At 49.7% G+C, this 20807-nt stretch carries 17 protein-coding genes, 1 pseudogene and 1 CRISPR repeat array; of the genes and pseudogenes, 16 read left to right on the forward strand and 2 right to left on the reverse strand.

The features are described 5' to 3' along the window. Positions 1-31: 31 nt before the first annotated feature. From cas5c to cas2, 6 genes are read left to right on the forward strand one after another with little or no spacing between them, the layout of a single operon-like run. Positions 32-751 carry a type I-C CRISPR-associated protein Cas5c gene (cas5c, locus tag ACE5LO_RS08220; RefSeq protein WP_375519550.1) on the forward strand — a complete coding sequence of 240 codons (720 nt, stop codon included), beginning with the start codon at positions 32-34 and terminating at the stop codon, positions 749-751. Further along, positions 752-2674 (forward strand): type I-C CRISPR-associated protein Cas8c/Csd1, encoded by a 1923-nt coding sequence (gene cas8c / locus ACE5LO_RS08225; RefSeq protein ID WP_375519551.1) that lies wholly within the window; start codon positions 752-754, stop codon positions 2672-2674. Between the two features lie 15 nt (positions 2675-2689). Beyond that, positions 2690-3556: a type I-C CRISPR-associated protein Cas7/Csd2 gene (gene cas7c / locus ACE5LO_RS08230; RefSeq protein WP_375519552.1), complete on the forward strand. Its 867-nt coding sequence runs from the start codon at positions 2690-2692 to the stop codon at positions 3554-3556. Further along, positions 3543-4202 (forward strand): CRISPR-associated protein Cas4, encoded by a 660-nt coding sequence (cas4, locus tag ACE5LO_RS08235; RefSeq protein ID WP_375519553.1) that lies wholly within the window; start codon positions 3543-3545, stop codon positions 4200-4202. Before cas7c ends, cas4 begins: the two co-directional genes overlap by 14 nt. Next, positions 4199-5230, forward strand: a complete 1032-nt coding sequence (cas1c, locus tag ACE5LO_RS08240) for a type I-C CRISPR-associated endonuclease Cas1c (RefSeq protein WP_375519554.1) — start codon at positions 4199-4201, stop codon at positions 5228-5230. The genes cas4 and cas1c overlap by 4 nt, the downstream gene beginning before the upstream one ends. Positions 5231-5238: 8 nt before the next feature. Next, positions 5239-5529 carry a CRISPR-associated endonuclease Cas2 gene (gene cas2, locus ACE5LO_RS08245; protein WP_375519735.1) on the forward strand — a complete coding sequence of 97 codons (291 nt, stop codon included), beginning with the start codon at positions 5239-5241 and terminating at the stop codon, positions 5527-5529. Positions 5530-5710: 181 nt separating this feature from the next. After that, positions 5711-7518: a CRISPR direct-repeat array (repeat unit 33 nt; unit sequence GTTACGCTCCACATGGAGCGTATGGATTGAAAT). 51 nt (positions 7519-7569) lie between these two features. Here cas2 and ACE5LO_RS08250 read toward each other — a convergent pair. Then, positions 7570-7885 (reverse strand): annotated as a pseudogene (locus tag ACE5LO_RS08250) (IS1380 family transposase); the annotation flags it as partial. Between the two features lie 37 nt (positions 7886-7922). Here ACE5LO_RS08250 and ACE5LO_RS08255 point away from each other — a divergent pair. The 3 genes from ACE5LO_RS08255 to ACE5LO_RS08265 all read left to right on the forward strand — a co-directional run bounded on the left by ACE5LO_RS08255 (position 7923) and on the right by ACE5LO_RS08265 (position 11344). After that, positions 7923-8855: a serine hydrolase domain-containing protein gene (locus ACE5LO_RS08255; protein ID WP_375519555.1), complete on the forward strand. Its 933-nt coding sequence runs from the start codon at positions 7923-7925 to the stop codon at positions 8853-8855. 29 nt (positions 8856-8884) lie between these two features. After that, on the forward strand, positions 8885-8998 hold the full coding sequence (locus ACE5LO_RS08260; RefSeq protein ID WP_375519556.1) for a phosphopantetheine-binding protein: 114 nt from the start codon (positions 8885-8887) through the stop codon (positions 8996-8998). 102 nt (positions 8999-9100) lie between these two features. Further along, on the forward strand, positions 9101-11344 hold the full coding sequence (locus ACE5LO_RS08265) for a helix-turn-helix transcriptional regulator (RefSeq protein WP_375519557.1): 2244 nt from the start codon (positions 9101-9103) through the stop codon (positions 11342-11344). 121 nt (positions 11345-11465) lie between these two features. Here ACE5LO_RS08265 and ACE5LO_RS08270 read toward each other — a convergent pair whose 3' ends face one another. Then, complete coding sequence (locus ACE5LO_RS08270) at positions 11466-12350, reverse strand: carbohydrate ABC transporter permease (protein ID WP_375519558.1); 885 nt, start codon at positions 12348-12350, stop codon at positions 11466-11468. A gap of 312 nt (positions 12351-12662) precedes the next feature. Here ACE5LO_RS08270 and ACE5LO_RS08275 point away from each other — a divergent pair, with 312 nt between their 5' ends. Genes ACE5LO_RS08275 through ACE5LO_RS08305 form a run of 7 tightly spaced genes read left to right on the forward strand, consistent with a single transcriptional unit; the run spans position 12663 to position 20789 of the window. Then, entirely contained in the window at positions 12663-13586 is a 924-nt protein-coding gene (locus tag ACE5LO_RS08275) for an ABC transporter permease (RefSeq protein WP_375519736.1), read from the forward strand. 21 nt (positions 13587-13607) lie between these two features. Beyond that, the gene (locus tag ACE5LO_RS08280) at positions 13608-14252 is read left to right on the forward strand and encodes a YesL family protein (protein ID WP_375519559.1); all 645 of its coding nucleotides are present in this window, start codon (positions 13608-13610) and stop codon (positions 14250-14252) included. A 15-nt stretch (positions 14253-14267) separates the two neighbouring features. Further along, on the forward strand, positions 14268-15779 hold the full coding sequence (locus tag ACE5LO_RS08285; protein ID WP_375519560.1) for an extracellular solute-binding protein: 1512 nt from the start codon (positions 14268-14270) through the stop codon (positions 15777-15779). 27 nt (positions 15780-15806) lie between these two features. Then, positions 15807-17330: an extracellular solute-binding protein gene (locus tag ACE5LO_RS08290; protein WP_375519561.1), complete on the forward strand. Its 1524-nt coding sequence runs from the start codon at positions 15807-15809 to the stop codon at positions 17328-17330. Positions 17331-17376: 46 nt separating this feature from the next. Continuing rightward, positions 17377-18531 carry a glycoside hydrolase family 88/105 protein gene (locus ACE5LO_RS08295; protein ID WP_375519562.1) on the forward strand — a complete coding sequence of 385 codons (1155 nt, stop codon included), beginning with the start codon at positions 17377-17379 and terminating at the stop codon, positions 18529-18531. Next, positions 18518-19870 (forward strand): glycoside hydrolase family 28 protein, encoded by a 1353-nt coding sequence (locus tag ACE5LO_RS08300; RefSeq protein WP_375519563.1) that lies wholly within the window; start codon positions 18518-18520, stop codon positions 19868-19870. The genes ACE5LO_RS08295 and ACE5LO_RS08300 overlap by 14 nt, the downstream gene beginning before the upstream one ends. Positions 19871-19892: 22 nt before the next feature. Continuing rightward, a complete protein-coding gene (locus ACE5LO_RS08305) occupies positions 19893-20789 on the forward strand; it encodes a dienelactone hydrolase family protein (protein ID WP_375519564.1) in 897 nt (298 codons plus the stop codon). Positions 20790-20807: the final 18 nt, after the last annotated feature.

The following is a 20807-nucleotide window of genomic DNA, read 5'->3' on the forward strand; positions in this document are numbered from 1 at the left end:
ATGCTGTAAAAATAAGAAAGGAGAAAATGAATTGCGCAATCAAATTGAGTTTGAAGTGGCCGGTAACTACGCTTTATTTACCGACCCTATGACAAAGCTTGGAGGAGAGAAGTTTAGTTATCAGGTGCCAACCTATGAATCGCTGAAAGGAATCGTCTCTTCCGTATACTGGAAACCGACTCTGATATGGATCATTGATGAAGTTCGGGTGATGAACATCATACAGACGGAATCCAAAGGCATGCGCCCTATTGAATATAACGGTGGCAATACACTTGCCTATTACACGTATTTACGAGATGTTCGCTACAGAGTCAGGGCGCATTTTGAGTTCAACGAGCTTAGAGAGGATCTGGCTCATGACCGCAACGAATTTAAGCATCATAACATTGCCAAACGTTGTGTTCAGGTTGGCGGACGCAGAGATATTTTCCTGGGGACACGTGAATGCCAGGGTTATGTAGAGCCATGCGTTTTCGATGAGGGAACAGGGGCTTATGATGAAGTGCCGGAGATCGACTTTGGCACGATGGTGCATGGCATCAATTATCCGGATGAAACAGGGCGAACAGAGCGGGAGACCCGTCTATGGCGTGCCAAAATGGAGAAAGGCATCATTACGTTTATTCGACCTGAGCAATGTACGATGGTTCGCAAGACCAGCGCAGGCTCGGTCAAGACGTTCAACGCAGTCAACACGCAATCTGCGGATGAACTACACGATGAGTTTTTTCCAGAGGGGAGGGTGTAAATGACCTGGCTTGCAAATTTGAACCAGACGTATGAGAACCATGCCAACCTGATCGGACAATTTGAGAAAAACCGATTTGACCGTGAATACGCGCTGATTCCCATATCACATACGACGCAAAGCGCACATATTGAGGTTTTTCTGGATGGAAACGGGAACTATCGATATGCCGCGATTGTGGACAAAAGCGACAGCAATACCATTATTCCCTGCACCGAGGCTTCGGCCAGCCGGACGAGTGCTCCAGTCCCATATCCGCTGTTCGATAAACTCGTCTATGTGGCTGGCGATTTCACAACCTATTGCGGAGAAGTGAGAGGCACGCCGCACGCTGATTACATGGCACAGCTTCGTGAATGGTGCGAATCGCCTTCTTCTCACCCCAAAGTGAAAAGTGTCTACGAGTATTTGCGCAAAGGCACGTTGATGGCGGATTTGATCCGTGATCAAAAGCTTTGGGTCGATGAGAACAACAGGCTGCGGGATAAGCTGCCACCGGAACTGGAAGCGGAGCTGAAGGGACAACTGACCATTTTTAAGGTGATCGCCTCTGAGCAAAGCTCTGCCTTTATCCGTTTTGCCGTACAAATTCCAGGTGAAGCAGAGTCGAGGCTGTGGAGGGATCGCGCTGTTCAAGAGTCATTCATTCAATTCTATAATACAAGCCTTCAGGAAACCGAGTTATGTTATGTGACCGGTGAGCGGCTGCCATATGCAGACAAGCATGCGAGTCGGATTCGTAATTCGGGAGACAAATCGAAGCTGATCTCGGCGAATGATTCGACAGGCTTTACCTATCGCGGGCGGTTCAAGACGAGCCGCGAGGCGGCAGCCGTGAGCTATGATGTGTCACAGAAGGCGCATAATGCGCTTAAATGGCTGATCGAGAAGCAAGGTGTTCAGAAGGATGGAAGGGTGTTCCTGGTATGGGGAACAGAGCAATTGGAGGTCCCGGATCCGCATGAGGACGTATTCACTTTGTTCCCGGAGCCCGAGGAGGAGGAGGCAGGCGGAGACAGCACACATAAGGAGTATGCCAATCAAATTCGCAAAGGAATCAACGGCCACCGCTATGAGAGCGATTATAAGTCCAATGTGATCATCATGGTTCTCGATGCAGCAACTCCTGGACGCATGTCTATTGTCTATTACAACGAAATGAAGAGGGGGGCGTTCCTCGATAATTTGCAATACTGGCATGAAACCTGCTTCTGGGAGCATCGGCGTAAAAGTGATGAAGGCAAAATCATCACCTTCCCCGGTGCACCGGCAACGAGGGATATCGCTTTTGCCGCTTACGGTCCGAGAGCCAGCGATAAGGTGGTCAAAGGGCTGATGGAACGGGTGCTGCCTTGCATTGTGGATCGTCGCAGTATTCCGCTTGATATTGTACGCAGCGCAATCAGCCGCGCTTCCAATCCGGTAGGTATGGAGCCTTGGGAATGGGAGAAGACGCTGAGCATTGCTTGTGCGCTTATTAACAAGAAATATGAGAAGGAGGGCTTTAAAGTGGCTTTGAATACAGAAACAGATGATCGTGACTATTTGTTCGGCAGGCTATTAGCCATCGCCGATGTGCTGGAGAGAAATGCGCTTGGCAAAGACGAGAAGCGGGCTACGAACGCAATGAGATACATGAGTACTTTTGCCCAGCACCCAGGACGGACCTGGGATATTATTCAGTCTAATCTGGTGCCTTATCAAGTCCGAATGGGAACGGATGCTATTCGGTACAACAAGTTAATTGATGAAGTTGGCGACAGATTGAAGATCGAGGACTATAACGACAAACCGCTGAGCGGGCGTTATTTGCTGGGCCTCTATAGCCAACGTTGGGATTTGTACACAAGCAAGAAGGATAAAGAAGCCGCAGCGCAAGCCGGCTTGAAGCAAGATGACGATGTGCAAGAAAAAAACAAATAACAGGGAGCGAATCCAATGACTATTCTCGATCATAAAATAGATTTTGCTGTTGTCTTGTCTGTCCGTAATGCGAATCCCAATGGTGACCCGTTAAACGGCAATCGCCCTCGCCAAAGCTATGACGGCCGTGGTGAAATTTCCGATGTGTGCATCAAAAGAAAGATTCGCAACCGTTGGCAAGATATGGGAGAGGTGATTCTCATTCAATCTGATGAGCGGCGCGATGACGGTTATCGCAGTATTAAGGATCGCGCGGATGCCAACCCTGACATTCAGGAATTTGCTAAAGGGAAAAAGCAGAACAATGAGCTTTACGCCCAGGGAGCCTGCAAATCATGGATCGACGTTCGCAGCTTCGGTCAAGTGTTTGCTTTCAAAGATTCAGATGTGTCGATTGGTATTCGCGGTCCGGTATCCATCCATACCGCTGTAAGCATCGATCCCATCGATATTTCCAGCATGCAAATTACCAAAAGCGTAAATGCCGTTACGCAGAAGGACCCGGATAAGAAAAGCTCGGATACGATGGGCATGAAGCATCGGGTGGATTTTGGCGTGTATGTGTTCTATGGCAGTATTAATACGCAATTGGCCGAAAAAACAGGCTTCACCATCGAGGATGCCGAGAAACTGAAGGAAGCGTTGCGCACTCTGTTCGCGAATGATACGTCCTCTGCTCGTCCTGATGGCAGCATGGAGGTTCACCAGTTGTATTGGTGGCAGCACAAGAGCAAGCTGGGTCAATATTCGTCGGCAAAGGTTCATCGTTCGCTTGACTATAAGCTGAATCCTGATGCTGCTCAAGCAACGAAATTTGAGGATTATACATTCACCCTGCAGCAGCTTGATGGACTGGAATGCCAGCAGTATGAAGGTTTATGACGAAGACGATTACCTGCAGCTGTCGGGTATCCAGCATTTTAACTTTTGCAGGCGGCAGTGGGCGTTGATTCATATTGAACAGCAGTGGGCGGAGAACGTGCGAACCATTGAAGGCTCCCATTTGCACGAGAAGGCGGATCAGCCGCTGATTCGAGAGAAGAGAGGGGACAAGCTCATCGTTCGCGCCATGCCCATCCACTCCAGAGAGCTGGGTCTGACAGGCATATGTGATGTGGTGGAATTTATCCGTGATGCATCAGGCGTACCGTTGGCAGGGGAGGAAGGTTTGTACCTTCCTTATCCTGTTGAATATAAGCGGGGCAAGCCTAAGCGCAATGCTTCCGACCGTTCGCAGCTTGTTGCCCAATTGATTTGCCTGGAAGAGATGCTCGTATGCGATTTGTCGCTGGGTTATTTCTATTATGATGAAATCAAGCATCGGGTGGAAGTGCCTATTACTGCGGCAGATCGGGAGCTGGTCAAAGAGAGTGTACAGGAGATGCGGCATTACTATGAGAGGAAGCATACGCCAAAAGCAAAGACAGGGCCTCATTGCCAGAGCTGCTCCTTGAACTTGGTATGTTTGCCTGAAATGCTGGCTCGGAAAACGGTCTCAAGCTATATTGAAAGCAGGATTAAGGAATGAAAAAACTGTTAAATACTCTTTTTGTGACGATCCCGGACACGTATTTGTCGCTGGATGGTGAGAATATTGTAGTCAAGCAGGAAGAGAAAGCGATTGGCCGATTCCCGCTGCATAATTTTGAGGCAGTATGCACATTCGGTTATGCAGGCGTGAGTCCGGCTTTGATGGGAGCTTGTGCAACCCGCAATATCGGACTGACCTTTATGACCCGCACTGGACGGTTTCTGGCGCGCGTTATCGGCGAGGATCGCGGGAATGTCGTGCTGCGCAAGCAGCAATACCGGATTTCGGATGATGAGCGCCAAAGCGCGCTAATGGCAAGAAATATGATCGTTGGCAAATTGTATAACCATAAGTGGATATTGGAGCGGGCGATTCGAGATTATCCGCTGCGTATCGATACGAACAGAGTGAAGCGGGTCACGGCCTCGCTGACAGAGATGATGTCCTTGGTTCGCGGCGTGGAAGCTCTGGATATATTACGCGGTTTGGAGGGCGCGGCAGCCGTTCAATACAATTCGGTGTTTGATGATCTGATCTTGCAGCAGAAGGAGCAGTTTTTCTTCCATGGCCGCAACAAACGCCCGCCGCTGGATAATGTTAACGCGTTATTGTCTTTTACATACACACTGCTCTCTAACGATATGAAGGGGGCGCTCGAATCCGTGGGACTGGATCCGTATGTTGGTTTTTTGCATCGGGACAGGCCGGGGCGTGCGTCGCTGGCACTGGATATGATGGAGGAGCTGCGGGGTGTGTATGCTGATCGTTTTGTGCTTTCTCTGATCAATAAGAAGCTCATTAATGCCAAGGGCTTCTACCGGAAGGAGAACGGCGCTGTTATTATGGAAGATGAGACGAGGAAAGTAGTGATCAAGGCATGGCAGGAGCGGAAACAGGATAAGATCATACACCCTTATTTGAATGAAAAAATACCTTGGGGCCTCGTTCCTTATGCCCAAGCTTTGCTGCTGGCCCGACATATCCGTGGGGATCTTGATGAATATCCGCCATTTTTGTGGAAGTAGGTGTTGTGTTGCTGGTTCTGATAACGTATGATGTCAGCACAATGGATAAAGAAGGCAGACGTCGTCTGACTAAAGTAGCCAAGAAATGTGTAGACCACGGTCAACGTGTGCAAAACTCGGTGTTTGAATGCATTCTCGACTCCACTCAGCTTCGCAAGTTGAAGTATGAATTGGAAGAGCTGATCGATAAGAATACGGATAGTTTGCGATTCTATAATTTGGGAGAAAACTACAAAACGAAGGTTGACCATATAGGAGCGAAAGAGTCATATGATATGGAAAGCCCCCTCATTCTCTGAGGTGCGAATGTGAAGCGCACATGAAATCCCTGGGACATTCGCACCGCGAATTTTGTCGAAACCACCCCTTTTTATGGTGGAAGTGAAAAAGTCAACTGTGAATTGAAACTTTTAAAGCATTGTTTTATAAGGATTTGTGGGGGATTCATGCCCATAGTAGATGAATCCCCTGCATTTTCGCTTTACGCTCCGTATGGAGCGTATGGATTGAAATTAGCGCGGTTAGCGTTTGTTTGGTCGTATTGAGTTCTTACGCTCCGTATGGAGCGTATGGATTGAAATCTGAACGCTTCGTGATCGTATGCTGTAAAGTTTCTTACGCTCCGTATGGAGCGTATGGATTGAAATTCCGCGCTCACGTGGCCTGTACGCTGCTGCAGGGTTACGCTCCACATGGAGCGTATGGATTGAAATTTTGTCCACATTCCATATCGCTATATTTTCAGTTGGGTTACGCTCCACATGGAGCGTATGGATTGAAATACTGGTCTTCGCCTCCCGGAGGCTTTTTACCAGGTAGTTACGCTCCACATGGAGCGTATGGATTGAAATTTCACGATCATTTAGCGTCCTGGCATGCGCCTGGTCGTTACGCTCCACATGGAGCGTATGGATTGAAATTTGGTCTTTGCATCCTGGGACGCCTTGATTGCATCGTTACGCTCCACATGGAGCGTATGGATTGAAATTATGATCTTCGCCCTAGATAGGACGCGCATAGAGTTACGCTCCACATGGAGCGTATGGATTGAAATCACCCCACCCTCTACCTGTACGGACTGCGCCGCATTAGTTACGCTCCACATGGAGCGTATGGATTGAAATATCATGTATCGTCGCTCCCTTCTCATGCTCCCGTGGTTGTTACGCTCCACATGGAGCGTATGGATTGAAATTCTAAAAACTTGGCGCTGATCAGAATGCCGGCAATCGTTACGCTCCACATGGAGCGTATGGATTGAAATTTTCTTAGTTTTTCGTCGTCTGAATAGGATCGGAGTTACGCTCCACATGGAGCGTATGGATTGAAATTCCCCAGGTCGAAACCAAAACACAGTATATCTGGTTACGCTCCACATGGAGCGTATGGATTGAAATGATAGAGTCAATCCGGTCATCCGGCAAGAGCGCCTCGTTACGCTCCACATGGAGCGTATGGATTGAAATAATGCAAGCACGACCGCATTGAAATTTTATCATAAGGTTATGCTCCACATGGAGCGTATGGATTGAAATTCCGTAAACAAGGATTCCATTACCCTCACAATCAAAGTTACGCTCCACATGGAGCGTATGGATTGAAATAAGAGAACTTGCATTAAAATTGTTAGATAATAAGTTACGCTCCACATGGAGCGTATGGATTGAAATAGCATTATACGCAGGTTTGTGTGTCGCTGCTGTCGCGTTACGCTCCACATGGAGCGTATGGATTGAAATAGATCAACAGAGTATGTTTTCCCATCAAAAGGAATAGGTTACGCTCCACATGGAGCGTATGGATTGAAATGTCCGGACAGGACAGGTTCCTGATAAGGACGAGCTGCGTTACGCTCCACATGGAGCGTATGGATTGAAATACGTCCAGCACCAGGCCCACTTAAAATTTGCTCAGTTACGCTCCACATGGAGCGTATGGATTGAAATTGCGATCCGGACGGAGCTTACACAGGCGTCTGTCCAGGTTACGCTCCACATGGAGCGTATGGATTGAAATCGTTAGTTCCCCCGTGCCACGGAAGGTTACCCAGGTTACGCTCCGTATGGAGCGTATGGATTGAAATATATTTTGCTCTGGGAAATATAATACGAAGTATTCTCGTTACGCTCCGTATGGAGCGTATGGATTGAAATGTTTGACGGTCATGATGCCTTAATTGAAGGCAAGTTACGCTCCGTATGGAGCGTATGGATTGAAATCATACTCAATCATGATGAGCATATCTTTAATAAAACGTTACGCTCCGTATGGAGCGTATGGATTGAAATTACCGTGGAGGGCAAGGAACTGAATATCGAAAGGTTACGCTCCACATGGGCTGCATTCAAATTCAAACGAGTCTGGTCTTCAAAGGCCAACAGAGGATGGTAACATTGACGCCAGGCTTGTGTGGATCCACTCCCTTGGCCGCGCCGGACTGATTTCCGTATAGGGTCTGCACGGTGGAATCCAGGTCGAGAATGAGAGCGGTAGGTAAATCAAAGCGGAGGACCTCTTGGTTCAGCTTCCGTAGTTCATTCACCAGTTCAGGCTGAGAGCCGAGCCTGCCCAGCTCTTTATACAGCAAAGTATGGTGTGGACAGCGACCGCCAAGAAATCGCTTAGAAGTGCGTCGTGTTGCAAACGACGAAAATGGATAGGTGTAACGTATAAGCGGCAGGGAGTGAGCAGATTGGGACATTCCACGGATAATCTTTTTAAATGGTATAGTGGTTTATTGTCTGAATTGTTAGTTAAGGAAAAAGTGTATAGCTGTTTGATCAGCGTTGACAATGAGATTGTCTATCAATTTTTTAAGAATAAGAAGATGGAAAAAAAACAGCACAAAATAAATTCGTGCACGAAAAGTGTGACCTCCTGTTTAATCGGCATCGCATTTGAAAGGGGACATATTCCGGACTTGAGTACGCCGATTTCCACCTACTTTCCATCTTTGCTGGACGATCTCGATCAGAGAAAACAGCTCATTACAATCGATCACTTACTGACGATGACTGCCGGTTTTGATTGGCCAGAAATGGGGGAGTGGGGGGGATGGCCGCATATGATTCATAGCACGAACTGGGTGAAATATGTACTTGAGCGGCCTTTGCTTACCGAACCCGGAGAGACGATGAACTATAATTCGGGCTGCAGCCAGTTGCTGCTCGCCATTTTGCAAAAAACGACGGGGCAAAGCGCTCGCGATTTCGCTGTCCGTCACTTATTTTCCCATCTCGGTTGCAATGATTTTATCTGGCATGAGGACCCACAAGGCGTGAACATTGGTGGGTTCGGCCTTCATATGACCGTTCAGAATTTGCATAAGTTCGGCAGCTTGTACTTAAATAAAGGAAAATGGGGGAAAAAGCAGTTGTTAAGCGAAGAATGGATTGCTCGCACGACAGAGCCCGAACATTTGACTTATCCTGCTTTCGGTCATTACGGACGGCATTGGTGGGTTTCCCAAGCATCCAATATCGGTACTTATTATTTTGCAATGGGCATGGGAGGGCAGTATTGCTGTGTTGTTCCATCCTTGGGGATGAACATCACTATCACGAGCGATACTTATGGGGATACCGTGAAACCGCTTCAAATCATTAAAAGTGTTTTATTGCAGTAGGCATTTTAAGAGACATGAGGTGGATGGATATGAATACCGGAATAACGTCAATCGAGTTTATTCGTCTCATGGTTGCTGTTGAGGAGGCTTTCGGAATTGAGTTACCGGATGAAGCAGGCCCCATGCCCAATTTTCACGTGTGAAAAATTCATGATTTCACGCCAAGTTCTTGAACTTTATCATAGCTTCCCCACATTGGAAACGCTATAATTACATATAATTACACGTATCAATGGAGGATCGCGATGAAAAAAGGGGTCATGTTTTACAAAATTTTTATTCCGATTCTGGTTTTGGGCATTGGGCTTGTCGCCAGCTTTGAAATATATATTTATTACCATACCATGAATTCCGTCGCTGACCGGGTGGCGGACAGCAAGGAAAGCTACATCAGGCAGATTAAAAATAACCTGGAGCAAAAAATCCAGACAATTGAATACGCTTTCAGTACATACAGCACAACTCAATCCTTTAACGAAGTGGTCGAGAATCCCATTACCGAGAAGGACTTTGTCACCTACCGCAACATCAATACACAGCTCAACTATATCGCTTCGATGGGGATGGAAGGAACGACCTATACGCTGATCAGCCTGAAGCAGAAATGGCAGCTTTCGGACGGCAGCCTCTCCCATCTGACACAAGCGGATCTGGACCGTTTGTATGAAACCTATATCAACAATCAGGCCCAGGGTTTATTCTGGCTCAAAATGGATACCGGCATCCGTTTTGTGAATACACTGCCCGCCTTCTCCACGAAAAAGCAGGCGATCGCCTTGTCGGACATCTCGTTAGAGACACTGGACCGTATGATCAAGACGGGGGAGCATCCGGCCGTCTTGATTGTTAACAAGCAGGGAGAGCTGATGTATGAAACCGATCCGGGGGCAGGCTTGCTGACGGCCGATCAACTGCACACCATCTCCAGCACAGCCGCCGCGCAGCAGGATGCGGGCATGCTTACACTGGAGCGGCCCAAGCAGGCGCCGTTAAAGGTGCTGTTTGCCAAATCCGCTTACAACAACTGGACCTACATCACCCCGCTGGATCAGAAAGAAGTGAATGATGCCCTGAAAATGACGCGTTTCGGCCTGATTACAATGGGTCTGCTGCTCGTGCTGCTGATCGCGGCGGCCGCTTATGCGATTTCCCTTTATTTTACGAAACCGATATTACGCATCAAACGCAGTCTGCCGGAGGGCTCGCAATTTACGTCCAACAATGAAATCGACTGGATCATTAACTCCATCGATTCGATTATTACAGAGAAGAAAAGCCTGGAAACGCTGGTGCAATCAGAGCTGCCTCAACTGGAAACGCAGTTGATCCTCAACCTGTTTCGCAGCCGGATTACCAGGGAGGAGCTGGAGCACAAATTGCCTCGGTTTGGTTATAACATGCTGGGCAACCGCGTGTATGTGACAATGCTTGTCCAGCTCGACAACCTTGGCAAGCGGGGGGCGTCCGACAAGGACGTGCTGCTGCTGGCGGTGAATAAGGTAGCGGAGGAAGTGATCCCGGCGGAACGGAGGCTGCTTCCGATCATCCTGAATGATGACACCCAGGCGACCATTGTGGCCTTTGCGGAAAACAACGAGCAGGAGATTCGGCGACAGGTGCTGGAATATGCCAGAACGATGATCCGCACAGTGAAGGAGTATTTGCAATGCTCCATCAGCATCGGGATCAGCAAATCGTACGACAACCTGCTGCAGAGCAAGGAGGCCTGTGAGATGAGCAAGCAGGCTTTGCACCATCGCCTGAATTTGGGCAAGGAGTCGATTATCTTTTATGAAGACATCACTAAGGTCGTCTCGGGTCCGGTGCTGCTGCATTATCCCGTGCAGCTGGAAACACAGCTGTTTGACGCCATCCGGCTCGGGGATGAGGAACAAGTTTCGCGCGCACTGTATCCGCTGCTGGCCGAGCTGATGAAGCATAACAAAAATGCTGTCCATCTGGAAGTCACGCTCGTACGCTTGGTGAATAACCTGATCCAGCTGGAGCAGGTGCTGGGTATTGATGTGCTGATGACCCAGGACAATCACGCCCTGTACCAGCGGGTGCTGAGCATCCGCAATCCGGAAGAGGTGGAGCGCCTGCTTGTGGAGCAGGTGATTTTCCCGATGGTGCGCAGCATGAAAGAGAAGACGAACCAGCAGTTCCGCTCTCTTTCGGAGAAAATTGCCGCGATCGTGCGCGCCGAATACGACCATGAGCTGTCGCTCGAAATGATCGGCGACCGGCTGCATTACAATCCGAACTACCTGAGCAGCATTTTCAAAAAAGAATTTGGCACCACCTTCAGCGACTATCTGATGAATTACCGGCTGGATATGGCAAAGAAATGGCTGATCGACACAGACATGACGATCAAGGAAATTGCGGAACGTCTGCAGTATCAGAATCCGCAGAACTTTATCCGCTCCTTCCGCAAGAAGGAGCATGTCACGCCCGGAGCATACCGGAAAATGAAGCAGGCCAACTAAGGGCCAATTGAGGTCAATGAAGGACAACTAGGAACATAAAGAAGAAGCCTGTCGCTTCTGCAGATTGATGCGGGAGCGAAGACTTCTTTTTCGTGTTAAGTACTTGGAAGTTATGGTTTCCTTACCCTTTAACCGCTCCCAGCAGCGCGCCCTTCGTAAAATGCTTCTGCACAAACGGATACGCAATCAGCATCGGAACCGTTGCTACCACGATCACCGCCATTTTGATCGTTTGGGCTGGCGGAAGGACATCCACGGAGCCGCTTTCAGCCTGCATACCGCTGGAGACGATGACGATTTGGCGCAGCAGGATCTGGATCGGCCATTTGTTGGAATCGTTCAAATAGAGAATAGCATTCATATAAGTGTTCCAATAGGTAACGGCATAAAATAAGGAAATCGTAGCAATGGACGGCAGCGCCAGCGGCAGCATGATTTTCAGGAATACGCCAAAGTCTGTTGCGCCATCCATCTTGGCCGATTCCTCCAGACTGTCGGGCAGCGCCTGAAAGAAGTTGCGCATAATGATCATGTTAAAGGCGTTGATGGCGACCGGAAGAATCAGTGACCAATAGGAATCGATCAAGCCGAGGCTTTTCACCACCAGAAAGGTCGGGATCATGCCGCCGCTGAACAGCATTGAGAAGACGACAAGAAAGTTGATGATATTTCTGCCGAGCAGATACTTTCTGGACAATCCGTAGGCCATAAATGCCGTTAGCACCATACTTACGAAGGTTCCCACCAATGTCACCCCAATAGATACACCAAGGCTTTTGAAAATAGTCGGTGTGGAAAGGATGTACTTGTAGGCATCCAGGGAGAACGTGGTCGGGAACAGAATGAACTTCTTGGCCACCACCTCCTGGGTTGAAGCGAAGGAGCTGGCTATTACATTTACAAAAGGCAGGAGACAGGTAAGGGCGATGAGAATGAGCAGTGTACTGTTTACCGCTGTGAAAATGCGGCCGCCCACAGTATTTTTCTTTCTGAGTGGTTGTGCCATGTGTTATCCTCCCTGTATTCGTTTACATGTAGACTTTAGCAGCAGTCCCCGGTTACGTACATAATCAGCTTGTGAGGTGTTGCTGTGCGGGCAGCAGAGGCCTTTAGGCAGTGGATAATCATGAGCTGATAAAGTAATCACCAGCTAAGGTAAGAAGCGTGGAAAGCCTTGGTATTACAGCATTTTGCAAACGCTATCAATTAATGATTATGTACGGAATGCAGCAAAACACATACGCTGGAAGACGTAAACGGAGCGTCTAAAGGAGGTTGCCAAGTGAAGGTTTCAACAGCTGCAGCAGTGGATGTGAAAATGGAAAAAAGGAAAAAAACGGCCAGTCAGTTCGAAAGTATCCGAAGAAACAAACTCCTGTATCTGATGGTTTTGCCTGGAGTGCTGTATTTTATCATCTTTAAGTATTTTCCCATGGGCGGGCTGATCATCGCGTTTCAGGATTATCAGCCGTTTCTCGGGATTCTGGGCAGCCCGTGGGTCGGGTTAAAGCATTTTATCCGCTTGTTTACGGAGCCTACTTTTTTTATGTTACTGAGCAACACGCTGATTTTGTTCGCGCTGAATATTGTCATTTTCTTTCCGTTGCCGATCATTCTCTCCCTGATGTTGAATGAGGTGAAGAACCGGTATTTCAAAACGGCTGTGCAGACGGTCATTTATATCCCGCATTTTATGTCCTGGGTCATCATCGTTTCCATTTCCTACGTGTTCATGACCGTGGACGGAGGGGTGCTCAATGAGTTGATCGCCAGTCTGGGGGGCGAGAAAATCAGCTTCCTGACGTCGCCGGATTGGCTGCGGCCGGTCTATATCGGCCAGATCATCTGGAAGGAGCTCGGCTGGTCCACCATCATCTATCTGGCTGCCATCACCGTCGTGGATACACAGCTGTATGAGGCAGCAGAAATGGACGGAGCGGGGCGGTTACGGAAAATTTGGCATGTGACGCTGCCAGCGATCCGGCCTGTCATCATTACCCTGCTGATCCTGAAGATCGGCAGCACGCTGGACCTCGGATTTGAGCATATGTATCTGCTGCTGAACTCGCTGAACCGCGAGGTTGCCGAAATTTTTGATACGTATACCTACACGGCGGGCCTCAAGAACGGCCAGTTGAGCTTTAGTACAACGGTAGGTTTGTTCAAAGGTGTCGTAGGCCTGGTCCTGGTAGTGTTGGCCAACAAACTCGCGAAAAAATTCGGAGAAGATGGCGTTTATTAATCAGGATAGGAAGGATGCGCGATGATACAGTTTGTGGAAACGCTGAACCAATGGTGCATGCGTCTGCTGCGGCTGGTGTATTTGAATCTGTTATGGACACTGGCTGTCATCTTGGGATTGGGCGTGTTTGGCATCGGTCCGGCGACGGCCGCCATGTTGAGCATCCAGCGGCAGTGGATTCGCGGCAATGAGGACACGGCCATATTCCCCGCTTTTGTCCGGTACTTCCGGGAGAATTTCAAGGAGGGAGTGCTACTCGGGATCATCTACGGTCTCGCCGGATATGTGCTGTATGTCGATCTCCTGTATGTCTCCTCCTGGTATGTGCGGGTGGTCGTGCTGCTTGGCGTATTTCTGTACATGATTTCGCTGGCTTATATTTTTCCGCTGCTCGTCCATTACGATTGGAAGGGCATCGGCTTCAAAATCCGGATGTCGTTTGTAATCGGCTTCTCCCACCTGCAGTATACGCTTGTGTTGTTTGTGGCGATTGCCGTATCCGGGGGACTTATTTTGCGGTTTTACCCAGGAATTCTTACTTTTGCCGGAGCCAGTCTGATGGGTTATCTCGTCATGTGGATGACCCATCAGGTATTCACCCGGATGGAACGGGCGGCTGCGGCGGAGGAGGAAGATATAGCAGTATCCGTTTCACCAAAAATATAAAAAGGGGCAGTGAAGATGAAGGGAAAAGGCAAAAAAACGGCGGTTTTGTTCCTCTGCTGCGCATTGCTGCTGACAGCCTGCAGTGGCGGCCAAAGCAAGGGAGAGGATGCGGGGACTTATGATGAAAACGCAAAAGCAACGATTACCTGGCTAAATATTTTACACACAGCTTCTCCTCCAACGGATACCGTATTGAACAAGATTGAAGAGAAAACGAACACAGACATTCAGTTCTCCTGGATTCCAGACGCCTCCAAGGAGGAGCGGGTCAATACGGCTTTGGCCTCCAACTCCCTGGCGGACATCGTTACTCTGACGATTCTTGATAACTCATCTGTCCGGAATGCGCTGAAATCCGGCATGTTCTGGGAGGTGGAGCCGTATCTTGATGAATACCCGAACCTGGCGAAGATTTCCGAGGATACCCGCAGATCGGCTTCCATTGGCGGCAAGTTGTATGGTGTCCCTTTCCAGAAGGATCTTGCCCGCAACGGGATTACCATCCGCAAGGACTGGCTGGATAAGCTTGGCTTGGAGCTTCCAAAAACGACGGATGATCTGAAGGCCATTGCGAAAGCTTTCACCGAACAGGACCCTGACGGCAACGGTGTGGCTGACACAACCGGCTTTGTGGACCGTAATGATCTGATCTACGGCGCTTTCAAGACGCTGGGCTCGTATTTTGGTGTGCCGAACAACTGGAAGGTCAGCGAAGACGGCAAAATGACGCCTGAATTTGAGACCCAGGAATATATAGATACGATGAATTTTATGAAAGAGTTATTTGATAATGGTTACATTAACAAGGATTTTGCTGTGACTGCCAAGACGGACCAGCAGCAAAAATTCGCCCAAGGGAAAGCCGGGATTTATGTCGGTGCTTTATTTGACAGCAAAAACCTGCTGAATATGGCTAAAGGCGTACAGGACAACATGGAGCTTGAAGTTGTCAACAATGTTACATCTACCGGCAGCGAAAGCGACCGTGCCATCTGGGCGGCCAACAACGGCATCGGAGGCCTGATTGCGTTCCCGAGATCGGAAGTGAAGGATGAAGCGGAATTGAAGCGTATCCTGAAATTCATCAACGACCTGATGGATGAGGAGGTCTACGCGTTGATGACTTACGGTATCGAAGGCACACATTATACGGTAGATGCGGATAATGCAACGACGATTACCGATACGGATTTGTGGCAGCAGGAGGTACAACCGCTTTCTTCCAGTCGTCCCAAAGAGTATGGCTATGATATTCATGATGCCGATCCGCTGAAACAAAAATCCGAAAAGCTGATCAAGGAAAATGCGGAACATGCTGTATTGAATCCCGCTTATTCGCTGGACTCGGAAACATTCACAACACAGGGCTCCGAGCTGCAGAAAATCATTACAGATGCCACTTACAAGTATATTCTGGGCGAATCGAGCCTGGAAGATTTCAAGGCATCGGTGGAGAACTGGAAGAAATCCGGCGGCAACCGGATGATTGAGGAATATGAAGCGGCGTATAAGGAAATTCACTCATAAAACTCATTCATAACAGGAGCAGAGCCTATGAAAAAAAAGAGCTTTAAGCGAACGTTGGCGATCAGCATAGCCGTTCTTCTGACCGGAACTCTGGTTTTAACCGGCTGCGGAGGAGGGACAGGCGAGAAGGGGGCGGACGCCAATCAAACTTACGACCCGAATTCGGCCCTGTCCTTAACATGGCTGAACATCCTGCACACAGCTTCTCCGCCGACGGATGTCATTCAGAAGAAGATTGAGGAATATACCAATACGAAGATCACCTTTAACTGGGTGCCAGATGCCTCCAAGGAGGAGCGGATTACCACAGCGCTTGCTTCAGGACAACTGGCGGACATTGTTACCCTGACGCTGCTGGATAACTCATCTGTGCGCAGTTCCTTGAAATCCGGATTGTTCTGGGATGTCAGTCCCTACCTGGATGATTACGAGCACCTGAAGGAAATCCCGCAGGAAGTAAGGAAAGCCGCCTCCATTGGAGGCGGGTTGTATGGCGTACCCTTCCAGAAGGATTTGGCCCGGGGCGGACTGGTGATTCGCAAAGACTGGCTTGACCGTCTGGGGCTGGAGGTCCCGAAGACACTGGATGAGCTGTATGAAGTGGCCAGGGCCTTTACGGAGGACGATCCAGACGGGAATGGGAAAGATGATACGGTCGGCTTCGGGGACCGTTCCGACTTAAAATATAGCAGCTTTAAAACAATTAGTTCTTACTTCGGCGCTTCCAACGGTTGGAAGGTTGACGAGCAGGGCAAATTTACGCCTGAATTTGAGACACCGGAGTATATGGACGCGTTGAACTATTCCCGCAAGCTTTATGAAAACGGTTATTTGATCAAGGATTTTGCGGTCACAGCCAAGACGGATCAGCAGCAGCAGTTTGTCCAAGGCAAGACAGGCATATATACCGGCATGATTGACATCTCAAAATTGAAGAATCTGGCAAAAGGGATTCAGGACGGGATGCAGGTCGTGCCTGTCAACAAGATTTCAAAAGGTGACGGCCAATATCATATCTGGTCCGAGGGCAACGGCGTTGGCGGTTTGCTGGCATTTCCGAAGTCGGAGGTGAAATCCGAGGCTGAGTTGAAGAGGCTGCTGCAATTTGTGGATGATTTAATCGACGAAGAGGTTTATATGTACATGACCGGCGGAATTGAAGGTGTACATTATGAGATTGACGAGAATGGGGCGTTCAAAAAATTGGATCAGGATAAGTGGGAGGCAGACGTACAGCCGTTCTCCAGCTCCAGACCGAGCGAGGTCACCTATTCCTTGAAGGATGCTGACCCTGACAAGGAATTGGTCAACCAAATGGTGAAAGAGAACGCTGAATTTGCCGTGCTGGACCCAACTGTTCCGCTGGACTCGGCAACCGCCAATGAAAAGGGAACAGAGCTCGATAAGATCAGCACAGACGCCACCATCATGTATATCATGGGCCAAATTGATGAAAACGGATTCAAGCAGGCGGTACAGAACTGGAGAAATGCCGGAGGAAGCCAAATCATCAGCGAATATGAGGAGGCTTACAAAAGCTCGAATCCCTGAGAAGGGAAGAATACAATGAAATGATCACACCGGGGAGGGAAAACAATTGCATACACAGTGGGCCGTAAGGACGGCTGACTCCATTATGCAGCGTACGCCAAGGCTGTATGAGGCAAGAGGATATGCCAGCAAGTGGTCCTACGATTTCGGGGTTGTGCTGAAAGGCTTTGAGGCACTATGGAAGCAGACGGGGGACCGGAAATATTTCCGGTTCATCCAGGACAACATGGACTACTTCATCCAGGAGGACGGGAGCATTCGTGGTTATCATCAGGAAGAGTACAACATCGATCATATCAACAATGGCAAGCTGTTATTTTCTCTGTACCACGAAACCGGGCAGGAAAAATACAAGCAAGCGGCTGCCCTGTTAAGGGAACAGCTTAAGTCACATCCGCGCACCTCCGAGGGGGCATTCTGGCATAAAAAGATATACCCTTACCAAATCTGGCTGGACGGCTTATATATGGGTTCGCCGTTTTATCTCGAATATTTGCTGACCTTCGAAAATGGTGAAGGGATGGACGATGTGACAAAGCAGTTCATACTGTGTGAAAAGCATACGAAGGACGAGGCTACAGGCCTGCTGTATCATGCCTGGGACGAGAAGCGTGTGCAGCCATGGTGCAACCCGGACACGGGATTGTCCCCCAACTTCTGGGGGCGCTCCTTGGGCTGGTATGTGCTGGCACTGGCGGATGTGCTGGAGATACTGCCGGGCAGCCATACAGATTATAACGAGCTATGCCGCATCCTGAGGGATACGCTGACTGCTTTGCGTAAATATCAGGATGAGGCCACCGGCGTCTGGTATCAGGTGGTCGATCAGGGGGAACGCAAGGGCAATTATCTTGAGGCTTCCGCCTCCAGCATGATCACATATGCCATGGCCAAAGGCGTTCGGCTGGGTGTGCTGGACGAAATCTGGAACGCTCCGCTGGATCGGGCATTCCAGGGTATCATCACCGAATTTGTGACGGAAACAAAAGAGGGCCTGATCAATCTGAACAAAGTCTGTCAGGTCGCAGGCCTGGGCGGTGCCGACAAGAGAGACGGAACGTTCGCCTATTATATCAGCGAGCCGATTATAACCAATGACCAGAAAGGGCTGGGGGCTTTTCTGAAGGCATGCTGCGAGTACGAGCAACTGAAGGACCCTGCCGGACAGCAGATTGGAGAGAGTTCTAATGCAGGTGTATAACATCACAGATTACGGAGCGTCCCACGATAGCGAGACGCTTGCTACTACAGCCATTGCGGATGCGATTGAAGCAGCAAGCCGGGTCGGCGGAGGCACGGTGTATGTTCCTGCGGGAACGTACCGGACGGGCGCTATTTTTCTGAAAAGCAATATTGAGCTGCACTTGAGTCCCGGCGCCGTGCTGTGCTTCAGCGCGGACCCCGAGGATTATCCGGCAGTGCAATCCAGATGGGAGGGGGTGAACCGACAGGTTCATGCCTCTTGCATCTATGGTGAGAACCTGGAAAACATCTCGCTCACTGGGTCAGGCACGCTGGATGGAAACGGCCAGCCTTGGTGGGAGAAGCAGCGGAACGCGCCCGAGGATTTGCAGTTTCCCCGTCCCAAGCTGATCAGTTTGGACGGCTGCCGGCGGGTAACCATCAAAGACCTGAACTTGCGCAACTCGCCGTCCTGGACGGTGAATCCGATCCGCTGCAGCGATATCACGATTGACAACCTGTCCATCTATAACCCTGCCGATTCCCCGAATACGGATGGCATCAATCCGGAATCGTGCCGTAATGTGCGCATCAGCAACTGCAGCATTGATGTCGGGGATGACTGTATTACGATTAAATCAGGGACGGAAGACAGCGAGCAGCGCATCCCCTGTGAAAATATTACGATCACGAACTGCACGATGGTGCACGGGCATGGCGGAGTGGTGCTGGGCAGCGAAATGAGCGGCGGCATCCGTAATGTCACGATCAGCAATTGCGTTTTCCAGCAGACAGACCGTGGTATCCGGCTCAAGTCCAGAAGGGGACGCGGAGGAACTGTTGAGGATATCCGGGTGACCAACATCGTCATGGATCAGGTCATTTGTCCTTTCATTCTGAACCTGTATTATTTCTGCGGCCCGCGCGGCAAGGACAAATATGTATGGGACAAAAATCCGTATCCGGTCACAGAGGAAACGCCATGCTTCAGACGCATTCATTTTGACCACATCACGGCTCGCAACGTTCACGCCTCCGCCGGCTTCCTGTACGGGCTGGCGGAGCAGTCTATTTCCGAAATTACATTCACCAATATCGACATTTCCATGGCTGAACCAGCTATTCCAAGCCTTCCGGCCATGATGTCAGGTCTGGAAGAGATGCAGAAGCGCGGTTTTTATTTGGGCAATGTACGGGACATTTTGTTCCAGCAGGTGACGATCGAGAATCATGAAGGGCCTGCTTTTTACATTGAAAACGGGGAAGATGTTGAGGTCATCAACTGCCGCTCGAAAAATACCGCCAAACCGGAAAAGCTGGTGGAACATGTAACCGTAACACCGGCATCAACTTTGTGAACGGAGAGGATGGGGATGGAGGATGGGCGTGGAAAAGGATTTGCTGCTGAGCTTATTGGGTGACCTCCCTCCGGCAACGCCGATCTCGGCGGAAGTATTGAGACAGGAAGAGCAGGACGGATACAGGCTGGAATCCGTTTTGCTGGATCTTAACGGGCTGGAGCGGGTTCCTGCCTCTATCGCTTTTCCTTTAACAGGTGAGGGGCCTTATCCGCTGGTCGTGTTCAACCATTCTCATGGCGGAGATTATGCCAACGGCCGCAACGAGCTGATCCGCAGCAGTCCGTATTTGCAGCAGCCGTCATTTGCTTCGGTGCTGACAGGGATGGGTTATGCGGTGTGCTGCATCGACATGTGGGGATTTAATGAACGGGGGGGCAAGGCCGAAAGCGAGCTGGTAAAGGAAATGCTGTGGCACGGCCGGGTCATGTGGGGCATGATGCTCTACGATAATCGCCGTCTGCTCGACTATATGTGTACGCGTCCAGAAATCGATGCTGCCCGGATCGCCACCATCGGCATGTCGATGGGTGGTTTGATGGCATGGTGGCTGGGGGCGCTCGATGAACGGATTGGGGTCGTCATCGACATTTGCGGACAGGTGGATGCCCACACGCTTATCGCCAAAAGAGGCCTGGACCATCACGGCTTTTATTCGTATGTCCCCGGGTTGCTGAAGCATTTCACTACATTGGATATTCAAAAAAGGATCGTGCCGCGCCCACGCATGAGCTTGACAGGCAGGAACGACCGGCTGTGTCCCATCGAAGGGGTTGAGCATTTAGCGGAAGGGCTGTCGGCAGCCTATCGCGCAGCAGGCAAGCCGGAGCATTGGCAGCCTGTCATCGCTTCGGGCGGACATATGGAGACGCTGGAAATGAGGGTGGCATGGCAGCGTTTCTTGGCCAGCCATCTGTAATTTCCGGATCATTGCAAG

The organism is Paenibacillus medicaginis (assembly GCF_042138635.1).
GTDB lineage: Bacteria > Bacillota > Bacilli > Paenibacillales > Paenibacillaceae > Paenibacillus > Paenibacillus medicaginis.

Coding starts and splice junctions, on each gene's coding strand:
- ACE5LO_RS08265 (WP_375519557.1), top strand. CDS start 9,101: ATGAAAAAAGGGGTCATGTTTTACAAAATTTTTATTCCGATTCTGGTT.
- ACE5LO_RS08300 (WP_375519563.1), top strand. CDS start 18,518: ATGCAGGTGTATAACATCACAGATTACGGAGCGTCCCACGATAGCGAG.
- ACE5LO_RS08305 (WP_375519564.1), top strand. CDS start 19,893: ATGGGCGTGGAAAAGGATTTGCTGCTGAGCTTATTGGGTGACCTCCCT.
- ACE5LO_RS08285 (WP_375519560.1), top strand. CDS start 14,268: ATGAAGGGAAAAGGCAAAAAAACGGCGGTTTTGTTCCTCTGCTGCGCA.
- ACE5LO_RS08275 (WP_375519736.1), top strand. CDS start 12,663: ATGGAAAAAAGGAAAAAAACGGCCAGTCAGTTCGAAAGTATCCGAAGA.
- cas8c (WP_375519551.1), top strand. CDS start 752: ATGACCTGGCTTGCAAATTTGAACCAGACGTATGAGAACCATGCCAAC.
- cas7c (WP_375519552.1), top strand. CDS start 2,690: ATGACTATTCTCGATCATAAAATAGATTTTGCTGTTGTCTTGTCTGTC.
- ACE5LO_RS08280 (WP_375519559.1), top strand. CDS start 13,608: ATGATACAGTTTGTGGAAACGCTGAACCAATGGTGCATGCGTCTGCTG.
- cas4 (WP_375519553.1), top strand. CDS start 3,543: ATGAAGGTTTATGACGAAGACGATTACCTGCAGCTGTCGGGTATCCAG.
- ACE5LO_RS08290 (WP_375519561.1), top strand. CDS start 15,807: ATGAAAAAAAAGAGCTTTAAGCGAACGTTGGCGATCAGCATAGCCGTT.
- ACE5LO_RS08260 (WP_375519556.1), top strand. CDS start 8,885: ATGAATACCGGAATAACGTCAATCGAGTTTATTCGTCTCATGGTTGCT.
- cas1c (WP_375519554.1), top strand. CDS start 4,199: ATGAAAAAACTGTTAAATACTCTTTTTGTGACGATCCCGGACACGTAT.
- ACE5LO_RS08270 (WP_375519558.1), bottom strand. CDS start 12,350: ATGGCACAACCACTCAGAAAGAAAAATACTGTGGGCGGCCGCATTTTC.